This window comes from Cryobacterium sp. TMT2-42-4 (assembly GCF_004402645.1).
In the GTDB taxonomy this organism is placed as follows: Bacteria; Actinomycetota; Actinomycetes; order Actinomycetales; family Microbacteriaceae; genus Cryobacterium; species Cryobacterium sandaracinum.
The window spans coordinates 97,101-113,631 of the sequence record NZ_SOFT01000041.1 but is presented as its reverse complement, the minus strand read 5'-3'; the positions used below and the strand labels follow the sequence as shown (position 1 = coordinate 113,631).

At 65.9% G+C, this 16,531-nt stretch carries 22 protein-coding genes and 1 riboswitch; of the genes, 13 read left to right on the top strand and 9 right to left on the bottom strand.

The genetic code is table 11. The features are described 5' to 3' along the window. Positions 1-49 precede the first annotated feature (49 nt). Complete coding sequence (locus tag E3O18_RS13875) at positions 50-763, top strand: CPBP family intramembrane glutamic endopeptidase (RefSeq protein WP_134393984.1); 714 nt, start codon at positions 50-52, stop codon at positions 761-763. 160 nt (positions 764-923) lie between these two features. Here the strand turns inward: E3O18_RS13875 and gcvP are convergent, their stop codons facing one another. Genes gcvP through gcvT form a run of 3 tightly spaced genes read right to left on the bottom strand, consistent with a single transcriptional unit; the run spans position 924 to position 5,452 of the window. Continuing rightward, positions 924-3,872, bottom strand: a complete 2,949-nt coding sequence (gene gcvP / locus E3O18_RS13870) for an aminomethyl-transferring glycine dehydrogenase (RefSeq protein WP_134393978.1) — start codon at positions 3,870-3,872, stop codon at positions 924-926. Between the two features lie 28 nt (positions 3,873-3,900). Beyond that, entirely contained in the window at positions 3,901-4,272 is a 372-nt protein-coding gene (gcvH, locus tag E3O18_RS13865) for a glycine cleavage system protein GcvH (protein WP_104100875.1), read from the bottom strand. Positions 4,273-4,297: 25 nt separating this feature from the next. Further along, positions 4,298-5,452 carry a glycine cleavage system aminomethyltransferase GcvT gene (gene gcvT / locus E3O18_RS13860; RefSeq protein ID WP_134393979.1) on the bottom strand — a complete coding sequence of 385 codons (1,155 nt, stop codon included), beginning with the start codon at positions 5,450-5,452 and terminating at the stop codon, positions 4,298-4,300. Positions 5,453-5,634: 182 nt separating this feature from the next. After that, positions 5,635-5,732, bottom strand: a riboswitch (glycine riboswitch). A gap of 164 nt (positions 5,733-5,896) precedes the next feature. On the opposite strand from gcvT, the gene E3O18_RS13855 reads away from it, so the two are divergent. Together E3O18_RS13855 and E3O18_RS13850 are read left to right on the top strand one after the other, a co-directional pair. Further along, the gene (locus E3O18_RS13855; RefSeq protein WP_134393980.1) at positions 5,897-6,241 is read left to right on the top strand and encodes a LysR family transcriptional regulator; all 345 of its coding nucleotides are present in this window, start codon (positions 5,897-5,899) and stop codon (positions 6,239-6,241) included. 103 nt (positions 6,242-6,344) lie between these two features. Beyond that, entirely contained in the window at positions 6,345-7,319 is a 975-nt protein-coding gene (locus tag E3O18_RS13850) for an IS481 family transposase (protein WP_134418362.1), read from the top strand. Positions 7,320-7,341: 22 nt separating this feature from the next. On the opposite strand, the gene E3O18_RS13845 is transcribed toward E3O18_RS13850, so the two are convergent. From E3O18_RS13845 to E3O18_RS13830, 5 genes are all read right to left on the bottom strand, one after another. After that, complete coding sequence (locus tag E3O18_RS13845) at positions 7,342-8,550, bottom strand: FAD-binding domain-containing protein (RefSeq protein ID WP_198410554.1); 1,209 nt, start codon at positions 8,548-8,550, stop codon at positions 7,342-7,344. Positions 8,551-8,669: 119 nt separating this feature from the next. Further along, positions 8,670-9,509 (bottom strand): bacteriorhodopsin, encoded by an 840-nt coding sequence (locus E3O18_RS13840; protein ID WP_134393776.1) that lies wholly within the window; start codon positions 9,507-9,509, stop codon positions 8,670-8,672. A gap of 226 nt (positions 9,510-9,735) precedes the next feature. Beyond that, entirely contained in the window at positions 9,736-9,960 is a 225-nt protein-coding gene (locus tag E3O18_RS16640) for a hypothetical protein (protein ID WP_241976481.1), read from the bottom strand. Between the two features lie 27 nt (positions 9,961-9,987). Continuing rightward, positions 9,988-10,128, bottom strand: a complete 141-nt coding sequence (locus tag E3O18_RS16635; protein WP_241976480.1) for a hypothetical protein — start codon at positions 10,126-10,128, stop codon at positions 9,988-9,990. Between the two features lie 2 nt (positions 10,129-10,130). Next, on the bottom strand, positions 10,131-10,703 hold the full coding sequence (locus E3O18_RS13830; RefSeq protein ID WP_134418355.1) for an HhH-GPD-type base excision DNA repair protein: 573 nt from the start codon (positions 10,701-10,703) through the stop codon (positions 10,131-10,133). A 53-nt stretch (positions 10,704-10,756) separates the two neighbouring features. On the opposite strand from E3O18_RS13830, the gene E3O18_RS13825 reads away from it, so the two are divergent. The 9 genes from E3O18_RS13825 to E3O18_RS13785 all read left to right on the top strand — a co-directional run bounded on the left by E3O18_RS13825 (position 10,757) and on the right by E3O18_RS13785 (position 14,943). Next, positions 10,757-11,254, top strand: coding sequence for a 2'-5' RNA ligase family protein (locus E3O18_RS13825; RefSeq protein WP_134418354.1), 498 nt, complete (start codon positions 10,757-10,759; stop codon positions 11,252-11,254). Continuing rightward, positions 11,251-11,478 (top strand): hypothetical protein, encoded by a 228-nt coding sequence (locus E3O18_RS13820; RefSeq protein ID WP_134418353.1) that lies wholly within the window; start codon positions 11,251-11,253, stop codon positions 11,476-11,478. Before E3O18_RS13825 ends, E3O18_RS13820 begins: the two co-directional genes overlap by 4 nt. Further along, the gene (locus E3O18_RS13815) at positions 11,459-12,088 is read left to right on the top strand and encodes a hypothetical protein (protein ID WP_134418352.1); all 630 of its coding nucleotides are present in this window, start codon (positions 11,459-11,461) and stop codon (positions 12,086-12,088) included. The genes E3O18_RS13820 and E3O18_RS13815 overlap by 20 nt, the downstream gene beginning before the upstream one ends. Further along, on the top strand, positions 12,064-12,345 hold the full coding sequence (locus E3O18_RS13810; RefSeq protein WP_134393780.1) for a hypothetical protein: 282 nt from the start codon (positions 12,064-12,066) through the stop codon (positions 12,343-12,345). Before E3O18_RS13815 ends, E3O18_RS13810 begins: the two co-directional genes overlap by 25 nt. A gap of 31 nt (positions 12,346-12,376) precedes the next feature. Beyond that, positions 12,377-12,562 carry a LuxR C-terminal-related transcriptional regulator gene (locus E3O18_RS13805; protein WP_166784936.1) on the top strand — a complete coding sequence of 62 codons (186 nt, stop codon included), beginning with the start codon at positions 12,377-12,379 and terminating at the stop codon, positions 12,560-12,562. A 126-nt stretch (positions 12,563-12,688) separates the two neighbouring features. Beyond that, the gene (locus tag E3O18_RS13800; RefSeq protein ID WP_134393782.1) at positions 12,689-12,880 is read left to right on the top strand and encodes a hypothetical protein; all 192 of its coding nucleotides are present in this window, start codon (positions 12,689-12,691) and stop codon (positions 12,878-12,880) included. 37 nt (positions 12,881-12,917) lie between these two features. Continuing rightward, complete coding sequence (locus tag E3O18_RS13795) at positions 12,918-13,094, top strand: hypothetical protein (protein ID WP_198410553.1); 177 nt, start codon at positions 12,918-12,920, stop codon at positions 13,092-13,094. 79 nt (positions 13,095-13,173) lie between these two features. Then, on the top strand, positions 13,174-14,046 hold the full coding sequence (locus E3O18_RS13790) for an NAD(P)-dependent alcohol dehydrogenase (protein ID WP_134418350.1): 873 nt from the start codon (positions 13,174-13,176) through the stop codon (positions 14,044-14,046). A 663-nt stretch (positions 14,047-14,709) separates the two neighbouring features. Continuing rightward, the gene (locus tag E3O18_RS13785; RefSeq protein WP_134393786.1) at positions 14,710-14,943 is read left to right on the top strand and encodes a hypothetical protein; all 234 of its coding nucleotides are present in this window, start codon (positions 14,710-14,712) and stop codon (positions 14,941-14,943) included. 99 nt (positions 14,944-15,042) lie between these two features. Here the strand turns inward: E3O18_RS13785 and E3O18_RS16185 are convergent, their stop codons facing one another. Then, positions 15,043-15,270, bottom strand: a complete 228-nt coding sequence (locus E3O18_RS16185; protein WP_134393787.1) for a hypothetical protein — start codon at positions 15,268-15,270, stop codon at positions 15,043-15,045. A gap of 576 nt (positions 15,271-15,846) precedes the next feature. Here E3O18_RS16185 and E3O18_RS13775 point away from each other — a divergent pair. Beyond that, positions 15,847-16,458, top strand: a complete 612-nt coding sequence (locus E3O18_RS13775; protein WP_241978196.1) for a hypothetical protein — start codon at positions 15,847-15,849, stop codon at positions 16,456-16,458. Positions 16,459-16,531: the final 73 nt, after the last annotated feature.

Genomic DNA, 16,531 nt, shown 5'->3' with positions numbered 1-16,531 from the left:
GCTCGGCAATCGAACCGGGATCCGCTGGGAGGTGGGGATCGTCCTCGGAATGTCGCTCGGGGCATCCGCTCTCTATTCGATCATCTCGATCATCGCCCGGCTGACCGACACCCGGCCGCTCTCGGAGCAGTCGGCGACCCTGAACGGGTCGCAGTCGCCGCGGGAATGGCTCGACTTCAGCTACCAGTTTTTGGGCATCTTCTTCGCCCTGTTCGCCGTGGCCCTGGTGCTCTACCTGCTGTGGCTGCCGCGGCAGAGTCCGTTCCGGCGGCTGGGCTTCGACTTCACGGAGCCGGGGCACGACCTGCTGCGCGGCTTCGGGCTGATGCTCGTGATCGGTATCCCCGGACTGGGGCTGTACCTCGCCGGGCGGTCCCTCGGCTTCACCGTGGCGATCGTGCCGTCGCCGCTCGACACGTTCTGGTGGACGATCCCGATCCTGGTGCTCTCGGCGCTGCGCTCGGCACTGGTCGAGGAGCTGATCGTGGTCGGCTACCTGTTCACCCGGCTGCGCGAGCTGGGTTGGTCCACCTGGACCATCACCGTGTCCTCGGCGCTTCTACGCGGCAGCTACCATCTCTACCAGGGCATCGGGCCGTTCTTCGGCAATGCGGCCATGGGGGTGCTGTTCGGCTGGTGCTATCTGCGTTGGGGACGCACGATGCCGCTCGTGATTGCGCACTGGATCCTCGACATCGTCTCCTTCGTCGGGTACCCGCTCGCCCTCGCCTGGTGGCCGGGGCTCCTCGCCCCCGCCGCCTGACCTGCCTGCCTGCCTGCCTGACCTGCCTGACCGGTCTGCCCTGCCTGACCGGTCTGCCGGACCGCGAATTCGACGGAGATTTTGCCGAGAACGGCTCGAATCGGGCCAAAACCCGGCCGGACAGGCAGAATCTCCGTCGAATTCGTTCGGGAGTGGCGGTCTACTCGAAGGCCTCGGGGGGCGGGCAGGCGCAGACGAGATTGCGGTCACCGAAGGCGTTGTCGATGCGGCGCACCGGCGGCCAGTACTTGCCACGAATGAGACTGCGCACCGGGTAGACCGCGGTCTCACGGTCGTAGGCGTGCGTCCACTCCCCCTCGATCACCGACTGTGCCGTGTGCGGGGCATTGTGCAGCGGGTTGTCCTCGGCAGGCCAGCGGCCGGCGGCTACGGCATCCGCTTCGGCCTTGATCGCGATCATGGCCTCGACGAACCGGTCGATCTCGACCAGGTCCTCACTCTCGGTGGGCTCGATCATGAGCGTACCGGACACCGGAAAGCTCATGGTCGGCGCGTGGAAGCCGTAGTCGACGAGGCGCTTGGCCACATCGTCGACGCTGACCCCGGTGGCCTCGGTGAGCGGCCGCAGATCGAGGATGCACTCATGGGCGACCAGGCCGTTGTCACCGGAATACAGCACCGGGTAGTGAGCCTCGAGGCGCTTGGCCACATAGTTGGCCGCGAGTACCGCGGCGCCGGTGGCCGCGTGCAGTCCCTCGGCCCCCATCATGCGCACATAGGCCCAGGAGATCGGTAGGATGCTCGGGCTGCCGTAGGGCGCCGCCGAGACCGGCCCGCCGGAGTGCACGACCGTGCCGCCGACCGTGCCGCCGACCGTGCCGTCACTTTCATCGCCACCGCCGTCGACCGCCGCCGCATCGCGGGAGGCGAGGAGGTAGTGCTCGTCGCTCTGAGCGAGCGGGTGCCCCGGCAGGAACGGAGCGAGGTGCGCCTTGGCCCCGACCGGACCGACGCCCGGCCCGCCACCGCCGTGCGGGATGCAGAACGTCTTGTGCAGGTTCAGGTGCGACACGTCGCCGCCGAAGTCGCCGTAACGGGCGAAACCGAGCAGGGCGTTCAGGTTGGCGCCGTCGACGTAGACCTGGCCGCCGGCGTCGTGCACGGCCGTGCAGATGGCGCCGACCTCGTGCTCGTAGACGCCGTGCGTCGACGGGTAGGTGATCATCAGCGCGGCGAGGTTCTCGGCGTGCTCCGCGATCTTGGCGCGCAGGTCGTCCAGGTCGACGTTGCCGAGCTCGTCGCAGGCGACGACGATGACCTTCATGCCGGCGAGCACGGCGGAGGCCGCGTTGGTGCCGTGCGCGCTGGACGGGATCAGGCATACCGTTCGCTGGGTATCCCCGGTGGAGAGGTGGTAGCCGCGGATCGCGAGGAGCCCGGCGAGTTCACCCTGGCTGCCGGCGTTGGGCTGGAGGGACACGGAATCGTAGCCGGTGACATCCGTCAGCCAGGATTCGAGCTGCCGGATCAGTTCCAGGTAGCCCTCGATGTCGGCACGCGGCGCGAACGGGTGCAGCCCGCCGAACTCGGGCCAGCTGACGGCCTCCATCTCGGTGGCCGCGTTCAGCTTCATGGTGCAGGAGCCGAGCGGGATCATGCCGCGGTCGAGCGCGTAATCGAAGTCGGCGAGGCGTTTGAGATAGCGCATCATGCTCGTCTCCGAGCGGTGCGTGTTGAACACCGGGTGGGTGAGGAACTCGCTGGTGCGATGAAGTTCGGGCGGAAGGCCGGCCTCGACCATGCTGAAGTCGACCAGGCCGAAGGCATCCCGTCCGCCGAACGCGCCGACGACCAGGGCGAGATCCGCGAGAGTCGTCGTCTCGTCGACGGCGATGCCGACGGTGTCCGCGTCGACCAGGTAGAGGTTGACCCCGCTGGCGGCGGCGGCCCGGGCGATCTCGGCGGCGCGGCCCGGAACGGAGGCACGGACCGTGTCGAAGAACGTCGCGGTGACGACGTCGACACCGGCGGCGAGGAGCGCGACGACGAGTTGCCCGGCGCGCTCGTGCACCTGGGCGGCGATCTTCCGCAGGCCGTCGGGCCCGTGGTAGACCGCGTACATGCCGGCCATCACGGCCAGCAGCACCTGGGCGGTGCAAATGTTCGAGGTGGCCTTGTCCCGACGGATGTGCTGCTCACGCACTTGCAGCGACAGGCGGTAGGCCGGGTGGCCGGCCGCGTCAACGCTGACGCCGACCAGGCGGCCGGGAAGCTGACGCTCGAGGCCCCTGCGCACGGCCATGTAGCCCGCGTGCGGACCACCGAAGCCCATCGGCACACCGAAGCGCTGGCTGGTGCCCACGGCCACGTCGGCGCCGAGCTCGCCGGGCGAGGTGATCAGGGTCAGGGCGAGCAGGTCGGCGGCGACGACGGCGAGCGCCCCCTGCGCCTGGGCGGCGGCGATAACACCGGCCGGGTTCCAGACCCGGCCGGATGCGCCGGGGTACTGCACGAAGAGACCGAAGTACTCGCCGAGGTCCTCAGCGGACCCGGCCAGGTCGACCTCCACGAGGTCGATCCCGACGGCGGCCGCGCGATTGCCGAGCAGGGCCTTCGTCTGCGGCAGCGCGTCGGCGTCGACGAGGAAACGGGTCGACTTCGACTTCGACGCCCGACGGGTGAGCAGCATGCCCTCCACCACGGCGGTCGACTCGTCGAGCATGGACGCGTTGGCCGTGGACAGTCCGGTCAGGTCGGCGATCATGGTCTGGAAGTTGATCAGCGCCTCAAGACGGCCCTGGGAGATTTCGGGCTGGTACGGAGTGTATGCCGTGTACCAGCTGGGGTTCTCGAACACATTGCGCTTGATCACGGCCGGGGTGACGGTGTCGTAGTAGCCGAGACCGATCATGGACCGCTTCACGGTGTTGCGGCCGGCGAGGCCCCGCAACTCCGCGATGGCCTCCCGCTCGGTGGCGGCGGGCGGCAGGGTGCTGTCACCGATGGTGCGGAACTGGTCCACCTGGATCGATTCGGGCACGGCCGCGTTGACGAGGGCGTCGACCGAGTCGTAACCGAGGATGGACAGCATGCGGGACTGCGCGTCGGCATCCGTGCCGATGTGGCGCTGAGTGAAAGGCTGTGACATGTGTGCGGAACCTGGCTTTTCGTTTTCGTTACTCGCCGATGAGGGCGGAGTAGTCGGCGTAACTGAGGAGAGGAGGCAACTCCGCGAACGTGACCTTGAGCAGCCAGCCGGCGCCGAACGGGTCGCTGTTGACGAGCTCGGGGCTCTCGACGACGGCATCGTTGGTCTCGGCGACGGTGCCCGTGACGGGGGCGAAGAGCTCGCCGACCGACTTGGTGGACTCGATCTCGCCGACGACGGTGCCGCCGGCGACATCGCTGCCGACGGCCGGCAGCTCGACGAAGACGACGTCGCCGAGCTTGTCGGCGGCGTAGGCGGTGATGCCGACGGTGGCGGTGTCGCCGTCGACGAGAACCCACTCGTGCTCGGCGGTGTACTGGAGTTCAGACTGTTCGGCCATGGGGGTGTTCCTCTCGAGGGGTGGACTATTTCTGACGCTTGTAGAACGGAAGGGCGGTCACGGTTGCGGGGATGCGGGTGCCGCGCACGTCGACGAAGACCTGGGTGCCGAGTCGCGCCACGCCGGGCGCCACGTAGGCCATGGCGATCGGATGTCCGAGCGTCGGCGACAGCGCCCCGCTCGTGATCACGCCGTCGGCCACGGTCGCGTCGGCACTGCGATACACCGGGTAGTCGGTGCGACCGGCACGCTTGCCGGCAGACTCCAGTCCCACGAGTACGCGCGCCTCCGCGCTGGGACCCTCTTCGCTGGCCTCGCGGCCGATGAAATCGACCTCCTTGGCGAGGTTCACAACGCGGCCGAGCCCGGCCTGCACCGGGTAGGTCGAGGTGCTCAGTTCGTGGCCGTAGAGCGGCATGCCGGCCTCGAGGCGGAGGGTGTCCCGGCTGGCGAGCCCCGCCGGCACGAGGTGGAAAGAGGCGCCCGCCGCGCGGAGCGCGTCCCAGAGCGCCGCGGCATCCGGCACGTCGACATAGAGTTCGAAGCCGTCTTCACCGGTGTAGCCGGTGCGGGCAATGAGAACGCGGCCGGCCTGGAAGGTACCGCCCAGGGCGCGGTAGTACTTCAGCGCTGACAGGTCGCCGTCGACCCTGAGGTCCGCCGTGGCCTCGAGGATGGCGCGCGAGTTCGGCCCCTGCACGGCGATCAGGGCGACGTCGTCGCTCTGATCGGTGACGGTGACGTCGAAGCGGGTGGCCCGGGCCGTGAGCGCCGCGACTGCCGGGAAACGATTGCCCGCGTTGGCGATGACGAGGTACTCGTTCTCGGCCGTGCGGTAGACGACGATGTCGTCGATGATGCCGCCAGCGCGGTTGAGGATGAGGCTGTACTTGGCCTGCAGCAGGTCGATCGCGGAGAGCTGGCCGGCGAGGGCATAGTCGAGGAACGCTCCGGCGTCCGGCCCGGCCACCAGGATCTCGGCCATGTGCGAGAGGTCGAAGATGCCCGCGCTGGTGCGCACGGCGTGGTGCTCGGCGAGATCGCTCGAGTAGCGCACCGGCATCTGCCAGCCGGCGAAGTCCGTAAAACTGGCGCCGGCATCCACGTGCGCCAGGTGCAGCGGGGAGAACCGCTCCACCGTGGGGGTCGAATCGGTGTGGGCTTCAGTGTCCGAGGTCATGAGTTCTCCAGGTTGTCGCCGGCCGGGGCCGAGCAAGAATCTTCGGGGCGCGATCGATCGATCGTACCCCTGGGAACTCCCCCTCTGTCGTCAGGCCTGAGAGCTTCACCGCAGCCGTTGGGCGGGCGCGATTTTCACCGTGGGCGAGCCGCTGCCGAGCCGCGACTACTTTTCAGAGTGGCCAGTTCGATGCGGTACGAGTACCTGAGAGATTGTCGGGGAGGATTGCTCCTTCGGTGTTCGACTGCCTGAGGGCGTCGAACTCTCCCGCATCGACCTTGATGGCCCTATATTCACTTGAGGGTGTGCGCTCCGAGCCTAGCGCGTGCGGGCCCGGAAGCGTGGTGCGGCCGCTTCCGGTGGCCCCCGGCGACACCCCCAGCGGGAACGCGTACCCTTGACACTTCGCCCGCGATTCGTGCGGCGCACACAGAAAGGCGTTCCGTGGACATCACACTCCTCCGGCATTTCATCGCCGTCGCCGAGGAGTTGCACTTCCCGCGCGCCGCGATGAACCTCAATATCTCCACCCCGAAATTGCGCTCCTCGATCGCAAAACTCGAGGCGAACCTGGGCGTCGTGCTCATCGACCGCACCACGGAAACCACCCGATTGACCGCGGCGGGCAACCTGTTTCTCACGGATGCCCGCACCATGCTGGCCGCCTCGGATGAGCCCTGGAAGCCGCCGCTTCCGGCGGGCGGCAAGGCGAAGGCGGCGAAGGGCAAGGGCCGCGCGCCCGAGGTGAAGGGCCAGCCGCGTCCCGGCAAGCGCCGCCAGGGCCGCTAGCTGTTGTTCCCATACAGGTTGTGAGCGTGGCGTGAGCTAAAAAGGTGAGGACCTCCGGTATCGATTGGGTTACCACACTCAACACGATGCAACGGAGGCCCTCATCGCTTACGTTACTCATGCCAACGCCCCGCTGACCCCGGGAGGCCGGCTGAAGCTGGTTCAGCTCGTCGTGAACGACGGTTGGGCTCAAGCCCGGGTCGCCGAACGGCTCCAGGTCTCTCGCGCGACCGTGGCCAAATGGGTTACCCGGTACCGGGCTCAGGGTGGTGCCGGGCTCGTCGACCGGTCCTCGCGCCCGCACTTCTCCCCGAACCAATGTGCCCGGCGCACCGAACGGCGAATCATCGCGCTGCGCTTCACGAGGCGGTGGGGGCCGCACCGCATCGGCTACCACCTGAGGCTGCCGCAATCGACGGTCTCGAAGGTCCTCAACCGGTACCGGATGCCGTTGCTGGGCCATCTAGACCAGAACACGGGCCTGCCGGTGCGCAAACCCAAACCGATTCGGTACGAGAAGAAAACCCCAGGCGAGCTGGTGCACGTTGACGTGAAGAAACTTGGTCGCATCCCCGACGGCGGCGGCCACCGCACTCTCGGCCGCCAAGCCGGCAAACGCAACCGTCAGGCAGGCGTAGGCCACTCATTTCTGCACTCCGCGATCGACGATTATTCCCGGCTGGTCTATTCAGAGATCTTGACCGATGAGAAGAAGGAAACCGCGGCCGGCTTCTGGGGCCGCGCGAACGCGTTCTACGCGACCCACGACATCACTGTGCTGCGCGTCATGACCGACAACGGCTCCTGCTACCGGTCGAAGTTCTTCAACGACGCTCTGGGCGACATTACGCACAAGTACACCCGGCCCTACCGACCCCAAACCAACGGAAAGATCGAACGATTCCACCGCACCCTCGCCGCGGAATGGGCTTACGCCCACCACTACAACTCAGACGCCGCCCGAGCAGCCACCTACCAAGACTGGATCCATAGCTACAATCACCACAGACCCCATACCGGCATCGGCGGCAAATCACCCATCAACCGTGCTCACAACGTCAGTGGGAACAACAGCTAGCCCGCACGCTCGGCTTCGGACTCTAGACGCCGGCCGAGGCACGGCGCCAGGCCGAGAAACTGGCCACCGATCCGCTATGCGGCGGCACCAGCCACGGCCACGGGTGCAGCACGGCCGCGCCCTCCGCGTAGCGCGCGAAGCTGGGCACCGGCGCAAACGTGACTGCTGCGTCGAGGCCCGGAACGATCACTCGCGGGTCACCCAGGTACACGACCACCTCGCGACGCCGGGCCAGATCCTGAAGGGTTTCCACGGTGAAGATCAGTCTTTTGCTTGAGAGCCGCAGCTTGGCCAGGGCCGGCTCGTCGAAGACGAAGGCGGCCGGCAGTGCGGGATGCGCCGCGAGCGCCGGATCGGCGTCGCCCAGGGAATCGACCGTCAGCAGCACCGACCGGGGTGCGCGGCGCCGCACGACGTCGGTGGGCCCCATCGTGTCGGACAGGTGCGGATCGTGCGTGAGAGTGGCCGGAGCATCCGTCACCGGCACTGGCGCTGCCCCCACCGGAAACTGCTCGATCGGGCAGGCCCGGGCGAGCGGACACTCCCGGCAGAGCTGCGGTGCCCGTTTCTCAACCTGCCAGCGGGCGAAGCCGTAGGCGGAGCCGGTGCCGGCACCCACGGTCCACTGCCAGCCCAGGAGGTTGGCCGCGCGGGAGCCGTCGAGCAGGTGCCGGTAGAATTCTTCCTGGCCGGCATGCCACCCCGCGCCAGACCGGACCGTGTACTGGGAGGCCAGCCACATCCGGGTCTGATTGACCAGCCAGCCGTCGGTTTCCAGTTCCGACACGACCGAGTCGATGCAGTGCATCCGGCGCGGCCAGGCCTGAGGTTCGAATTCTCCGGCCCAGGGTGCCGCAAAGCGCAGGTTTCGGTGCAGGGCCACACCCACACGCGCATAGAGGTGTCGGGCGTATTCCTGCCAGAGCAACTCGTCCCGGAATTTGCGGGTATCTCGGGCAGGTCCGTTGCCGACGTGCTCCCAAGCCCGGCGAAGCGGCACCAAGGAGTGCCGAATGTACGGTGATAGCCGGGATGCCCCGCGATCGGTTTCCGGCAGCACCTGGCTGCGCTTGGCCGCATAGCCCGCCACCGAGAATTCCGCCAGGGCACGGTCGGCGCTGGTCTGGCCGCCCCGGATGCTCGGGCTCGCCCGCACCTCGTCATCGACCAGGTGGTGCAGATGGCGCCGCACCACGGCATCCGCGGTTCTGTCGTTCAGGGCGATGAGCACACTTGATTTTAGACTCCGCCTGAGGGGCAGCAGAAAGCGAAACGGGCCTGGGCCGGTCACGATCAAGATGATCGCGATCGGCCCAGGCCCGTTGGCGGTGAGCAGGTGGCCGGGTAGGCCTACTTGTTCCGCACGTGCACCGGGGCGGCCATCTCCTCGGCCTCATCGACCGACAGTTCGAGGCGTGCGAATGCCGGGTCATCCGCGAACGACTTCATCCGCGCGATGCGGTAGATGATCAGACCGTAGAGGGCCTTGGCGAGGATGTCGGCGACCGAGTATCCGATCTGTTTGCCGACCCAGGCATCCGAGCCGTCGATACCCAGCATGGGCAGTAGGTAGGCGATCGGGTAAACACCCCAGGTCAGCAGCAGAAGCAGGCGCAGCTGGCTGATCGTGCGGCGCACACTCTGCGGCTGGCGGTCGAGGGACTTGGTCAGTTCGACGAACAGAACGTAGAGGATGTACGCGAACGGGATGGTGGAGAGCAGACCGAAGATTCCGCGAACGGCGTTGTCCCCGCTGAGCTCGCCGGGGTACCCGAGGATGATCATCAGGGCCGAAGCCGGAATGAGCCGGTACAGGAGACTGGTTTGCACCTTGCGGGCCAGGGCGAGAACCGCGATCAGTTCGAGCAGCAGCAGGGGAACCGTGAGCAACCAGTCGACGTAGCGGTAGCCCTCATTGAAGGACTCCCCGGCGACCTGCACATAGTCGCCCGCCCCGCCGATGGCCTCGGTGACGAAGGCAGCCTTGAAGGAGTCGAAAATGCGGAAATAGTGGTAGGCGGCAATCGCACAGACGATGGCCGCGACGGTCATCGCCTGACGATACCGGGGCAGGACCCGCTTGAGCGAGATGATGATGAAGATCGCCGTGAACAGCTGTGACGCGATGACGAGCGAGAACACGTTGTAGACGGTGTCGTATTGAATCTGGGTGAGGGAATCGGGAATCACGTTGTCCTCCGAATAAGCGAGAAAGAACAGGAAAGAGTCGTGCCGAAGAGCTTTGCTGTGTTTATTGATTTCTCAGTTACTGAACTGCCTATCTGATTGCTAACTATGAATTTAGTACACGTTTCCTGATTCTTTGCATAGAGTATCGCCCCCGGTCAGCAGGTCAATAGCTACGGTGCAGATGGCGCTCAGCCGCTATACGCTCGCTGATGTGGTCGACACCGCCCTACCTGCTGGTGCCGACCTGCTGTGCCACCGTACGCCGGAACAGCAGCGGCAGAATGACCGTCGCGAGGGCGGTGACCAGCCAGACCACCAAGGCGGCCAGGATCCAGGTCTGCCAGCCGCGGATGACAAGCCCGTTGGCGACGACGGATGCGACCAGTAGCACCACGAAGGTCGACACCAGGCCGACCCCGCCCAGGAACGCCGGCGTATTACGTGCCGTCAATTTCGTGATAGAGGGCGACAGGATGCTCTACGCGGCCGCGAAAACGAGCACCGTGATCAGGAATCCCTGCCAGGTAAGCCTGAAACCCACGAGTACCAGCGACGCCACCCCGAGGCCGAGCGCGGCCGAACCGAGGAAAATGGCCGCGCGGATCAGGAAACGCACCATGGCTACTCCTTCTTCTTGGCGGCCGCCTTCGCCGCCCGCTTGGTTTCCCGCACCCGGTTCAGGGATTCGGGGTCGACGATGTCGGCGACGGACCGGAACGAGCCGTCCTCGCCATAGGGCTCGGAGGCCTCACGCCAGCCCTGCACGGTGAGACCCTGACGCTTGCCGAGCAGGGCAAGGAAGATCTTCGCCTTCTGCTCGCCGAATCCCGGGAGCGCTTTCAGGCGCCGCAGGATCTCGGCGCCGTCCGGGGAGTCGGCGGTCCACAGGGCGGACGCATCACCCCTCCAGTCTGTGGCGATCACGCCCGCGAGGGTCTGCGTGCGAGCGGCCATCGAGCCCGGAAAGCGGTGCACCGCCGGCGTGGCCCGGAACACCTCGACGAGTGCATCGGCGTCGAAGCCGGCGATGGTCGCCGGATTGAGCGTGCCGATCCGGTCGCGGATCTTGGCCGGCCCGGCGAACGCGGTCTCCATCGCGATCTGCTGGTCCAGCAGCATCCCGAGGAGGAGCGCGAAGGGGTCATCGCTGAGCAGGGCGTCGGCGGCGTCATCGCCGGTGAGGTGCAGCATCATGCGACCATTGTGCCACCGGCGGCGCGCCGGCGGGATTCCCCTAGACTCGGCGGATGTCCCGCCTCGTCGTCGTCCTCCCGCTCACGGCGCTCCGTACAGGCGACAGCTTCCCGGTGTCGGAGTGGCCATTGCACATCACCGTGCTGCCCCCCTTTCACACGGATGCCGTTGCATCCGTCATCGCGGATGTCATTTCCGGCGTCGTCGCCGCCACGGCATCGGGCCGCACCGCCCTCACGGCGGTCGCGGCTGCCGACGCGCTGTTCGGCCGGCGCGAGGACGTGCCGGTGACGCTCGTCGGGGACGACCCGCGCCTGACCCGGCTGCACCGCGCCCTCGTCGAGGCTGTGCGGCCGTTTGCCTCCACCCCCGACGAGCCCGCGTTCACGGGTCCCGGCTTCCGGGCCCACATCACGATCAAGAACGGCGCCCGAGTGCACGAGGGCCAGCGGCTCGCTCTCACCCAGATCGCCCTCGTGGACATGGCGCCCCGATCGGCGGCGAGCGGCCGCACGGTGCTCGCCACGTTCCCCTTGCCTACTCCCGTGTGAGTGCGGACACCCGGTCGGGTGCAGCGGGTCTGTGCGCCGAGCTGCGCCCCGGCTTCCGCAACCAGGGGCGTCACGCGCGCACTCGGGCAGATCCCGCGATCGGTGCAGCAGCGTTGACCCTTCCGGTGACGTCGTTCGAGTCGGCGCTGACGGGACTGATCAACGACGTCGCCCAGAGTCCGCACGAGATCATCATGGTGCTCGATGCACCTCCAACTGATTGAGGCACCGGATATCCGCGATGCGCTGGTCTTCCTCCTCGATCACCTTCCGCCGAATCTGCACCTGGCCGTGGCGAGCCGATCCGATCCGCTCCACCCCGTGGCGCGACTGCGTGCCGGGAACGAGCTCACCGAGTTGCGGGCATCCGATCTGAGCTTCACCCCGGACGAGGCTTCCGCCTTCCTGAAGGACATGGTGGACCTGAAGCTCTCGGCCGAGGACATCGCCGCTCTTGACACACGCACAGAGGGTTGGATCGCCGGTCTCCAGCTGGCGGCCCTCTCGATGCGGGAACGCTCGGATGTCTCCGGCTTCATTCACGGCTTCACCGGGAGCAACCGGTTCGTGATCGACTATCTCGCCGAGGAGGTGATGCAACGTCAGCCCGAGAAGGTGCGGGCATTCCTGCTGCGCACCTGCATCCTGAACCGGCTCACTGGCCCCCTCTGTGACGCCGTCACCGAGGAAACGGGGAGCAGCGAGATGCTGGAGTCCCTCGAGCGGAGGATCTCTTCGTCGTTGCCCTGGTTGACCGGCGCCGCTGGTACCGGTATCACCACCTCTTTGCATATGTCCTGCGGGCGCGGTTGCGGATCCAGCAGGGACGGCTGACGGATGCCCGGGCCTGGGCCGACAAGCACGGCCTGTCCGCGGACGACGAGCTGACCTACCTGAGCGAGTTCGGGCACATCACCCTGGCGAAGCTGCTCCTCGCGCAACACCGGGCCGATCCGAGCGAGGGGTCGATCGGGTCGGCCATCCGGTTGCTCGACCGGCTTCTGGCCGCCGCCGGAGTAGGCCGCCGAGGCGGGAATCAGCTCCGACTACGTGCGACGGATCGGCCGGGCCCTGCAAACATCCGGCGATGAAACAGTCGGCCCGCCGACCCTGCCTGAGCCCGTGAGCGAGCGCGAGCTGCACGTACTCCGGTTCCTGGCGACCGAACTCACCGGTCCCCAGATCGCCCGTGAACTGTGCGTCTCGCTCAACACCCTGCGCACCCACAGCAGGCACATCTTCGGCAAGCTCAACGTCCACAGCCGTTCGGTTGCCGTCAGCCACGCCGCCCAGCTGGGCCTGATCTAATCCGGCAGTCGGCATAATCACCACCTCGGTCACCACGTGGGGTGATGCCCCGTCAGCATGTGTCTCCTTAGATTCGGGTCATCCTCGGGTATCCGCCTGGGGCTTCTCAGAGCATCGGAGCACCTCATGAGCATCACGCCTTCTACTCTCACCCGAAGGGCCGCGGTCGCCGCCGCACTGTCCGGGCTGATCTACATCGTCATCCAGTTCATCCACCCCGCCGACGAGGCCGCCTCCCTCACCACCCAGACCTGGGTGACGGTGCACAGTCTCAGCTTCGGCATGGCCGTCCTCGGCTTGGTCGGCATCACGGGCTGAACTCGACCGCTATGAGATTCGGCTTCAGGGGCAGCTCGTGGAAAGTTGGAGTGACTGGTTCGAGGGCTTCACACTGACCGGGACAGGCGACGGCACGACAGTCCTCACGGGCTCGGTCATCGACCAGGCCGCGCTGCACGGGCTGCTGCGCCGAGTGAGTGACCTGGGTGTGACGCTGATCTCCGTCAACGCTCTGGGAAGCAGGCAACCATGACCCGGGACATCGCGACTGCCGCGGCACCCCACGACAGTCGAAGGATGGCCCAGCGGGGCAGTGGCGTGCGTCAACCGGGTTGATCCTGCTCAGCCTCATCCCGCTGCTCGCCGGGGCAGCGCGGCTGACCGAGCAGGCGGGCGGGGCTGTCGCCTCGGCGCACAACGCCAGGTTCCTCGACTCCCCCGTGCCCATCGTGACGCATATCCTCAGCGTGACCGTGTTCTCCTTGCTGGGAGCGTCGTTCGGGCCCGGCGACGAGGTGATCGCGATGCTCGGCAGCCGATTCGGCGGGCACGCGGAATACGTCTGCATCCCGCAGGATGGCGCGATCACGGCGAAGCCACGGAACATGACCTTCACGGATTCCGTGACTCTCGTCTTCGGCGGGACCACCGCCCATGCTTTTTTCAGCCGCGCCGAGATCAAACCGGGCAGCACCGTTCTCGTGAACGGCGCATCCGGTGCCGTGGGCACGGCGGCGGTGCAGCTCGCCAAGCAGATGGGCGCGCGCGTCACCGGCGTGTGCAGCGGCGCCAACCGCGAACTGGTCACCGCGCTCGGCGCCGACCGGGTGATCGACTACACAACGGAGGATTTCCTGCTCGAGGGGCAAACCTACGACGTCATCATGGATTGCGTCAGGAACGCCCCCTGTGAACGCGCTGCGGCGTGCCTCACTTCCGGCGGCGCCCTGTTGCTCGTCGTCTCCGATCTCCGGGGGCTGCTTCTGGCCGCCTGGCACACCAGGAGGAGCGGGAGGCGGGTCGTCGCGGACAACATCGACAGCACCGCGGATGCTCTCGCGCACCTGGTCGACCTTGCCGAGTCGGGTCGGTTCCTGGCGGTCATCGATCGGACGTACGACCTGGCCGACGTCGCTCTGGCGCACCGTTTCGTCGAGGCCGGCCATAAGAAAGGCAACGTCATCCTGCGCGTCGCGGCCGGTTGAGGGGGCGGAGGCAGTCTCTCTGGTCCGTGAGCATCGGGGCACGCGGTTTTGAGTTCATCGAGCGTGGCCCCGATCCCGATTCTGTTGCTCGTCCGCGGAGAAGTCGAGGTGTCGGCCGAAGGATCTCCCCTGCCCCTGCAACACGATTTGCTGAAGCGGGGAGCCCCGCGCGGTGGCTAATTCAGGAGAATTGTCCGACCCGTGGCGGGATCCACTCTGAAAGACCACCCTGGTGGCATCCCCGGGCGACAGATCTCCTGATTTAGCCACACCCCACACGCCCCACGCAACGCGCTGGACGTTGAAGCGGAACTCCACCGCCTTACCGCACGGAAACACATTACGAGTACCAGAGAACTCAGCCGGCCAAGCCAAGGAAGACCATCACGACTCGCTCAAGTGCACCGAGCCTCACCATCGCAACTGGTGCCGCAGCGGACAACTGCGCCCCGCGCACCGGCAGCAATTGTCCGAAACGGAATCAGTTGCGGCCGGAACGCTCTACACGTTGAAGCGGAACTCCACCACGTTGCGTCACCAAGCAACGTTACGACAGGAGTCGGTTCACCAGCGCGCAGTACGACCTCAGCGGCACGGTATTCGTCAGCCACGGCCCGTGAATTGCGTCGATTCATCTTGGGGCCCTCGGGAGGCGGAACGAGAATGAGCGACATCACGCCAGCGCGCGATCTCGTCCCGGATCGATATGCCAGTTTTCCCATGCTTCGATTGTTCCTCCCGCTGATCGACGCCAACGATCAGACGCGCCGATGGTCGTCCTATCTCGACGACGGAATCGAGCTGACCGGCTCCACGGATTGGTTCGAACTCTGGAATCGGCATAGGGAATCCCCTGCGGTATTCGAGCCCGATAGGGGCATGCACACTCAGAACTAGACACTGAATTTAAATTCCACGCAGTCACGTCGAGAGGATAGATCTGGGATGGGCGGCCCTCTCGCGCATGTGGGTGAGGGCGCTATCCAGTGGTCGAGATTACTCGGCCACCTCGCCGCTTGCCCAGAACACCTCTTCGGTCAGGCACGCCCCCAGCGTCGCCGAGAGCTCACTCGCTGTGAAAACCGGGTGGAAGCCGCCCCCGAGTCCTACCTCGTCGCCAGCGCTGATGACATAGCCGTCGGGAAGAATCACCTCATCGCTGCCGCCAATAGTCGTGCCCTGTGGGAACACGATGAGGTAGGTCTCCTCTGCTTCGACCACCATGCAATCGCCACGCCCCCACGCGACTGTTCCCTCCGCGAGCGCCTGCTCTTGAACGTCACTCGTCTGCCCGGAGACGGCAATCAACCGGCCGTTCGGGGATTCCTGAACCGAGGACGCCGACGTCGCCGAGCACGCGACGAGACCGACACTCACTGAAAGAACGACCCCAATGCCGAGAGTCCTGCGCCACCAATTGCTCATGTTTGGAGCATGGCATCCATCACGGCAGTGATGCCAGACCGCCGAAGCTATCGATGCCGAGTCGCAACTCGGACAGCCGCATTCGCGGCGGCCTGCGGCCCGCCGCAAACCGTCACCACCTGACCATCCGCCACACGGCACCGAAGCTCACGGAACACCATCGGCAGCAAAGGCCGACAACTTCGCCGTGCCCACCACCAAAACACCGCCCAGCAGTCAGCGACCCCGTTCACTCAAGGCGGACCGGTAGATCGAGGCTTAGTAAGATTCGGGTTCATGGGGCGAAACTCAGCTATCGATACGACGTTTGACGTGCGGACCGACGCTCGCGGAAAAGATCCTGACACGCACAGTCGAACACTTCGCAATTATCACATGCAGCTCTGGAGCAAACCCTTGCCCAGCGGCGTTCTGTTCGACTTGGACGACCACACGCCGGACGCGTATCTGCACCACAAGTCTGCCTTGGGCGAGTTCTACCTTGCGAGTGATTCCGTCATACCCACGTTCGCCAGCTGGTTCAGGATGGCGCACATTATCGACGAGATACCGGAAGTGGAACGGAAGTCGTTCCACGACATCGGGTACACAATCGTTGGGATGATGCTTTTCCCCGGCAATAAGGTGGACGGTAAACAGACCATCAACGGTGCCCGCGGGTTCAATCAGAAGATCGCCGATCGGCTCGATCTCACCCTCGAAGGTGTACGACGGCACTACCTCGGCATGGGCAGCCCCCTCGGTGAGACGCTTGCCCGGTATCCCGATTTCTTCGCTCTGTTCGAAAGCTTCGAAGGCTACGTGAAATTTTTCCTCCTGCAAGATCTTGTGAATGAAGACTCCACTGCAGTCAGGTCCTTGATGCCGTTCGATGACTTCCGCCCGCCCGCATTTCCGAGGACGATGGCTGCCTATCAGGATTATCGGAGACTAACGATCGAGTTCGTCTCATCGCGAAATCGCCGAATCGCGGACTTTTGTAATTAGCGCTCGCATCATGACGTACGTCGAGGCTTCCGCGACCACTTTGGCCAAATGAAGCAACGATTCGCCAGAGAAA

Bases quoted from the DNA above. Each gene is read 5' to 3' on its own strand.
- E3O18_RS16185 (WP_134393787.1), bottom strand. From the start codon at position 15,270: ATGGTGGTCGAAGCAGAGGAGACCTACCTCATCGTGTTCCCACAGGGC.
- E3O18_RS16635 (WP_241976480.1), bottom strand. From the start codon at position 10,128: ATGGTGCGTTTCCTGATCCGCGCGGCCATTTTCCTCGGTTCGGCCGCG.
- E3O18_RS13775 (WP_241978196.1), top strand. From the start codon at position 15,847: ATGCAGCTCTGGAGCAAACCCTTGCCCAGCGGCGTTCTGTTCGACTTG.
- gcvT (WP_134393979.1), bottom strand. From the start codon at position 5,452: ATGACCTCGGACACTGAAGCCCACACCGATTCGACCCCCACGGTGGAG.
- E3O18_RS13830 (WP_134418355.1), bottom strand. From the start codon at position 10,703: ATGATGCTGCACCTCACCGGCGATGACGCCGCCGACGCCCTGCTCAGC.
- gcvH (WP_104100875.1), bottom strand. From the start codon at position 4,272: ATGGCCGAACAGTCTGAACTCCAGTACACCGCCGAGCACGAGTGGGTT.
- E3O18_RS13815 (WP_134418352.1), top strand. From the start codon at position 11,459: ATGCACCTCCAACTGATTGAGGCACCGGATATCCGCGATGCGCTGGTC.
- E3O18_RS13825 (WP_134418354.1), top strand. From the start codon at position 10,757: ATGTCCCGCCTCGTCGTCGTCCTCCCGCTCACGGCGCTCCGTACAGGC.
- E3O18_RS13875 (WP_134393984.1), top strand. From the start codon at position 50: ATGTCGCTCGGGGCATCCGCTCTCTATTCGATCATCTCGATCATCGCC.
- E3O18_RS13785 (WP_134393786.1), top strand. From the start codon at position 14,710: ATGAGCGACATCACGCCAGCGCGCGATCTCGTCCCGGATCGATATGCC.
- E3O18_RS13800 (WP_134393782.1), top strand. From the start codon at position 12,689: ATGAGCATCACGCCTTCTACTCTCACCCGAAGGGCCGCGGTCGCCGCC.
- gcvP (WP_134393978.1), bottom strand. From the start codon at position 3,872: ATGTCACAGCCTTTCACTCAGCGCCACATCGGCACGGATGCCGACGCG.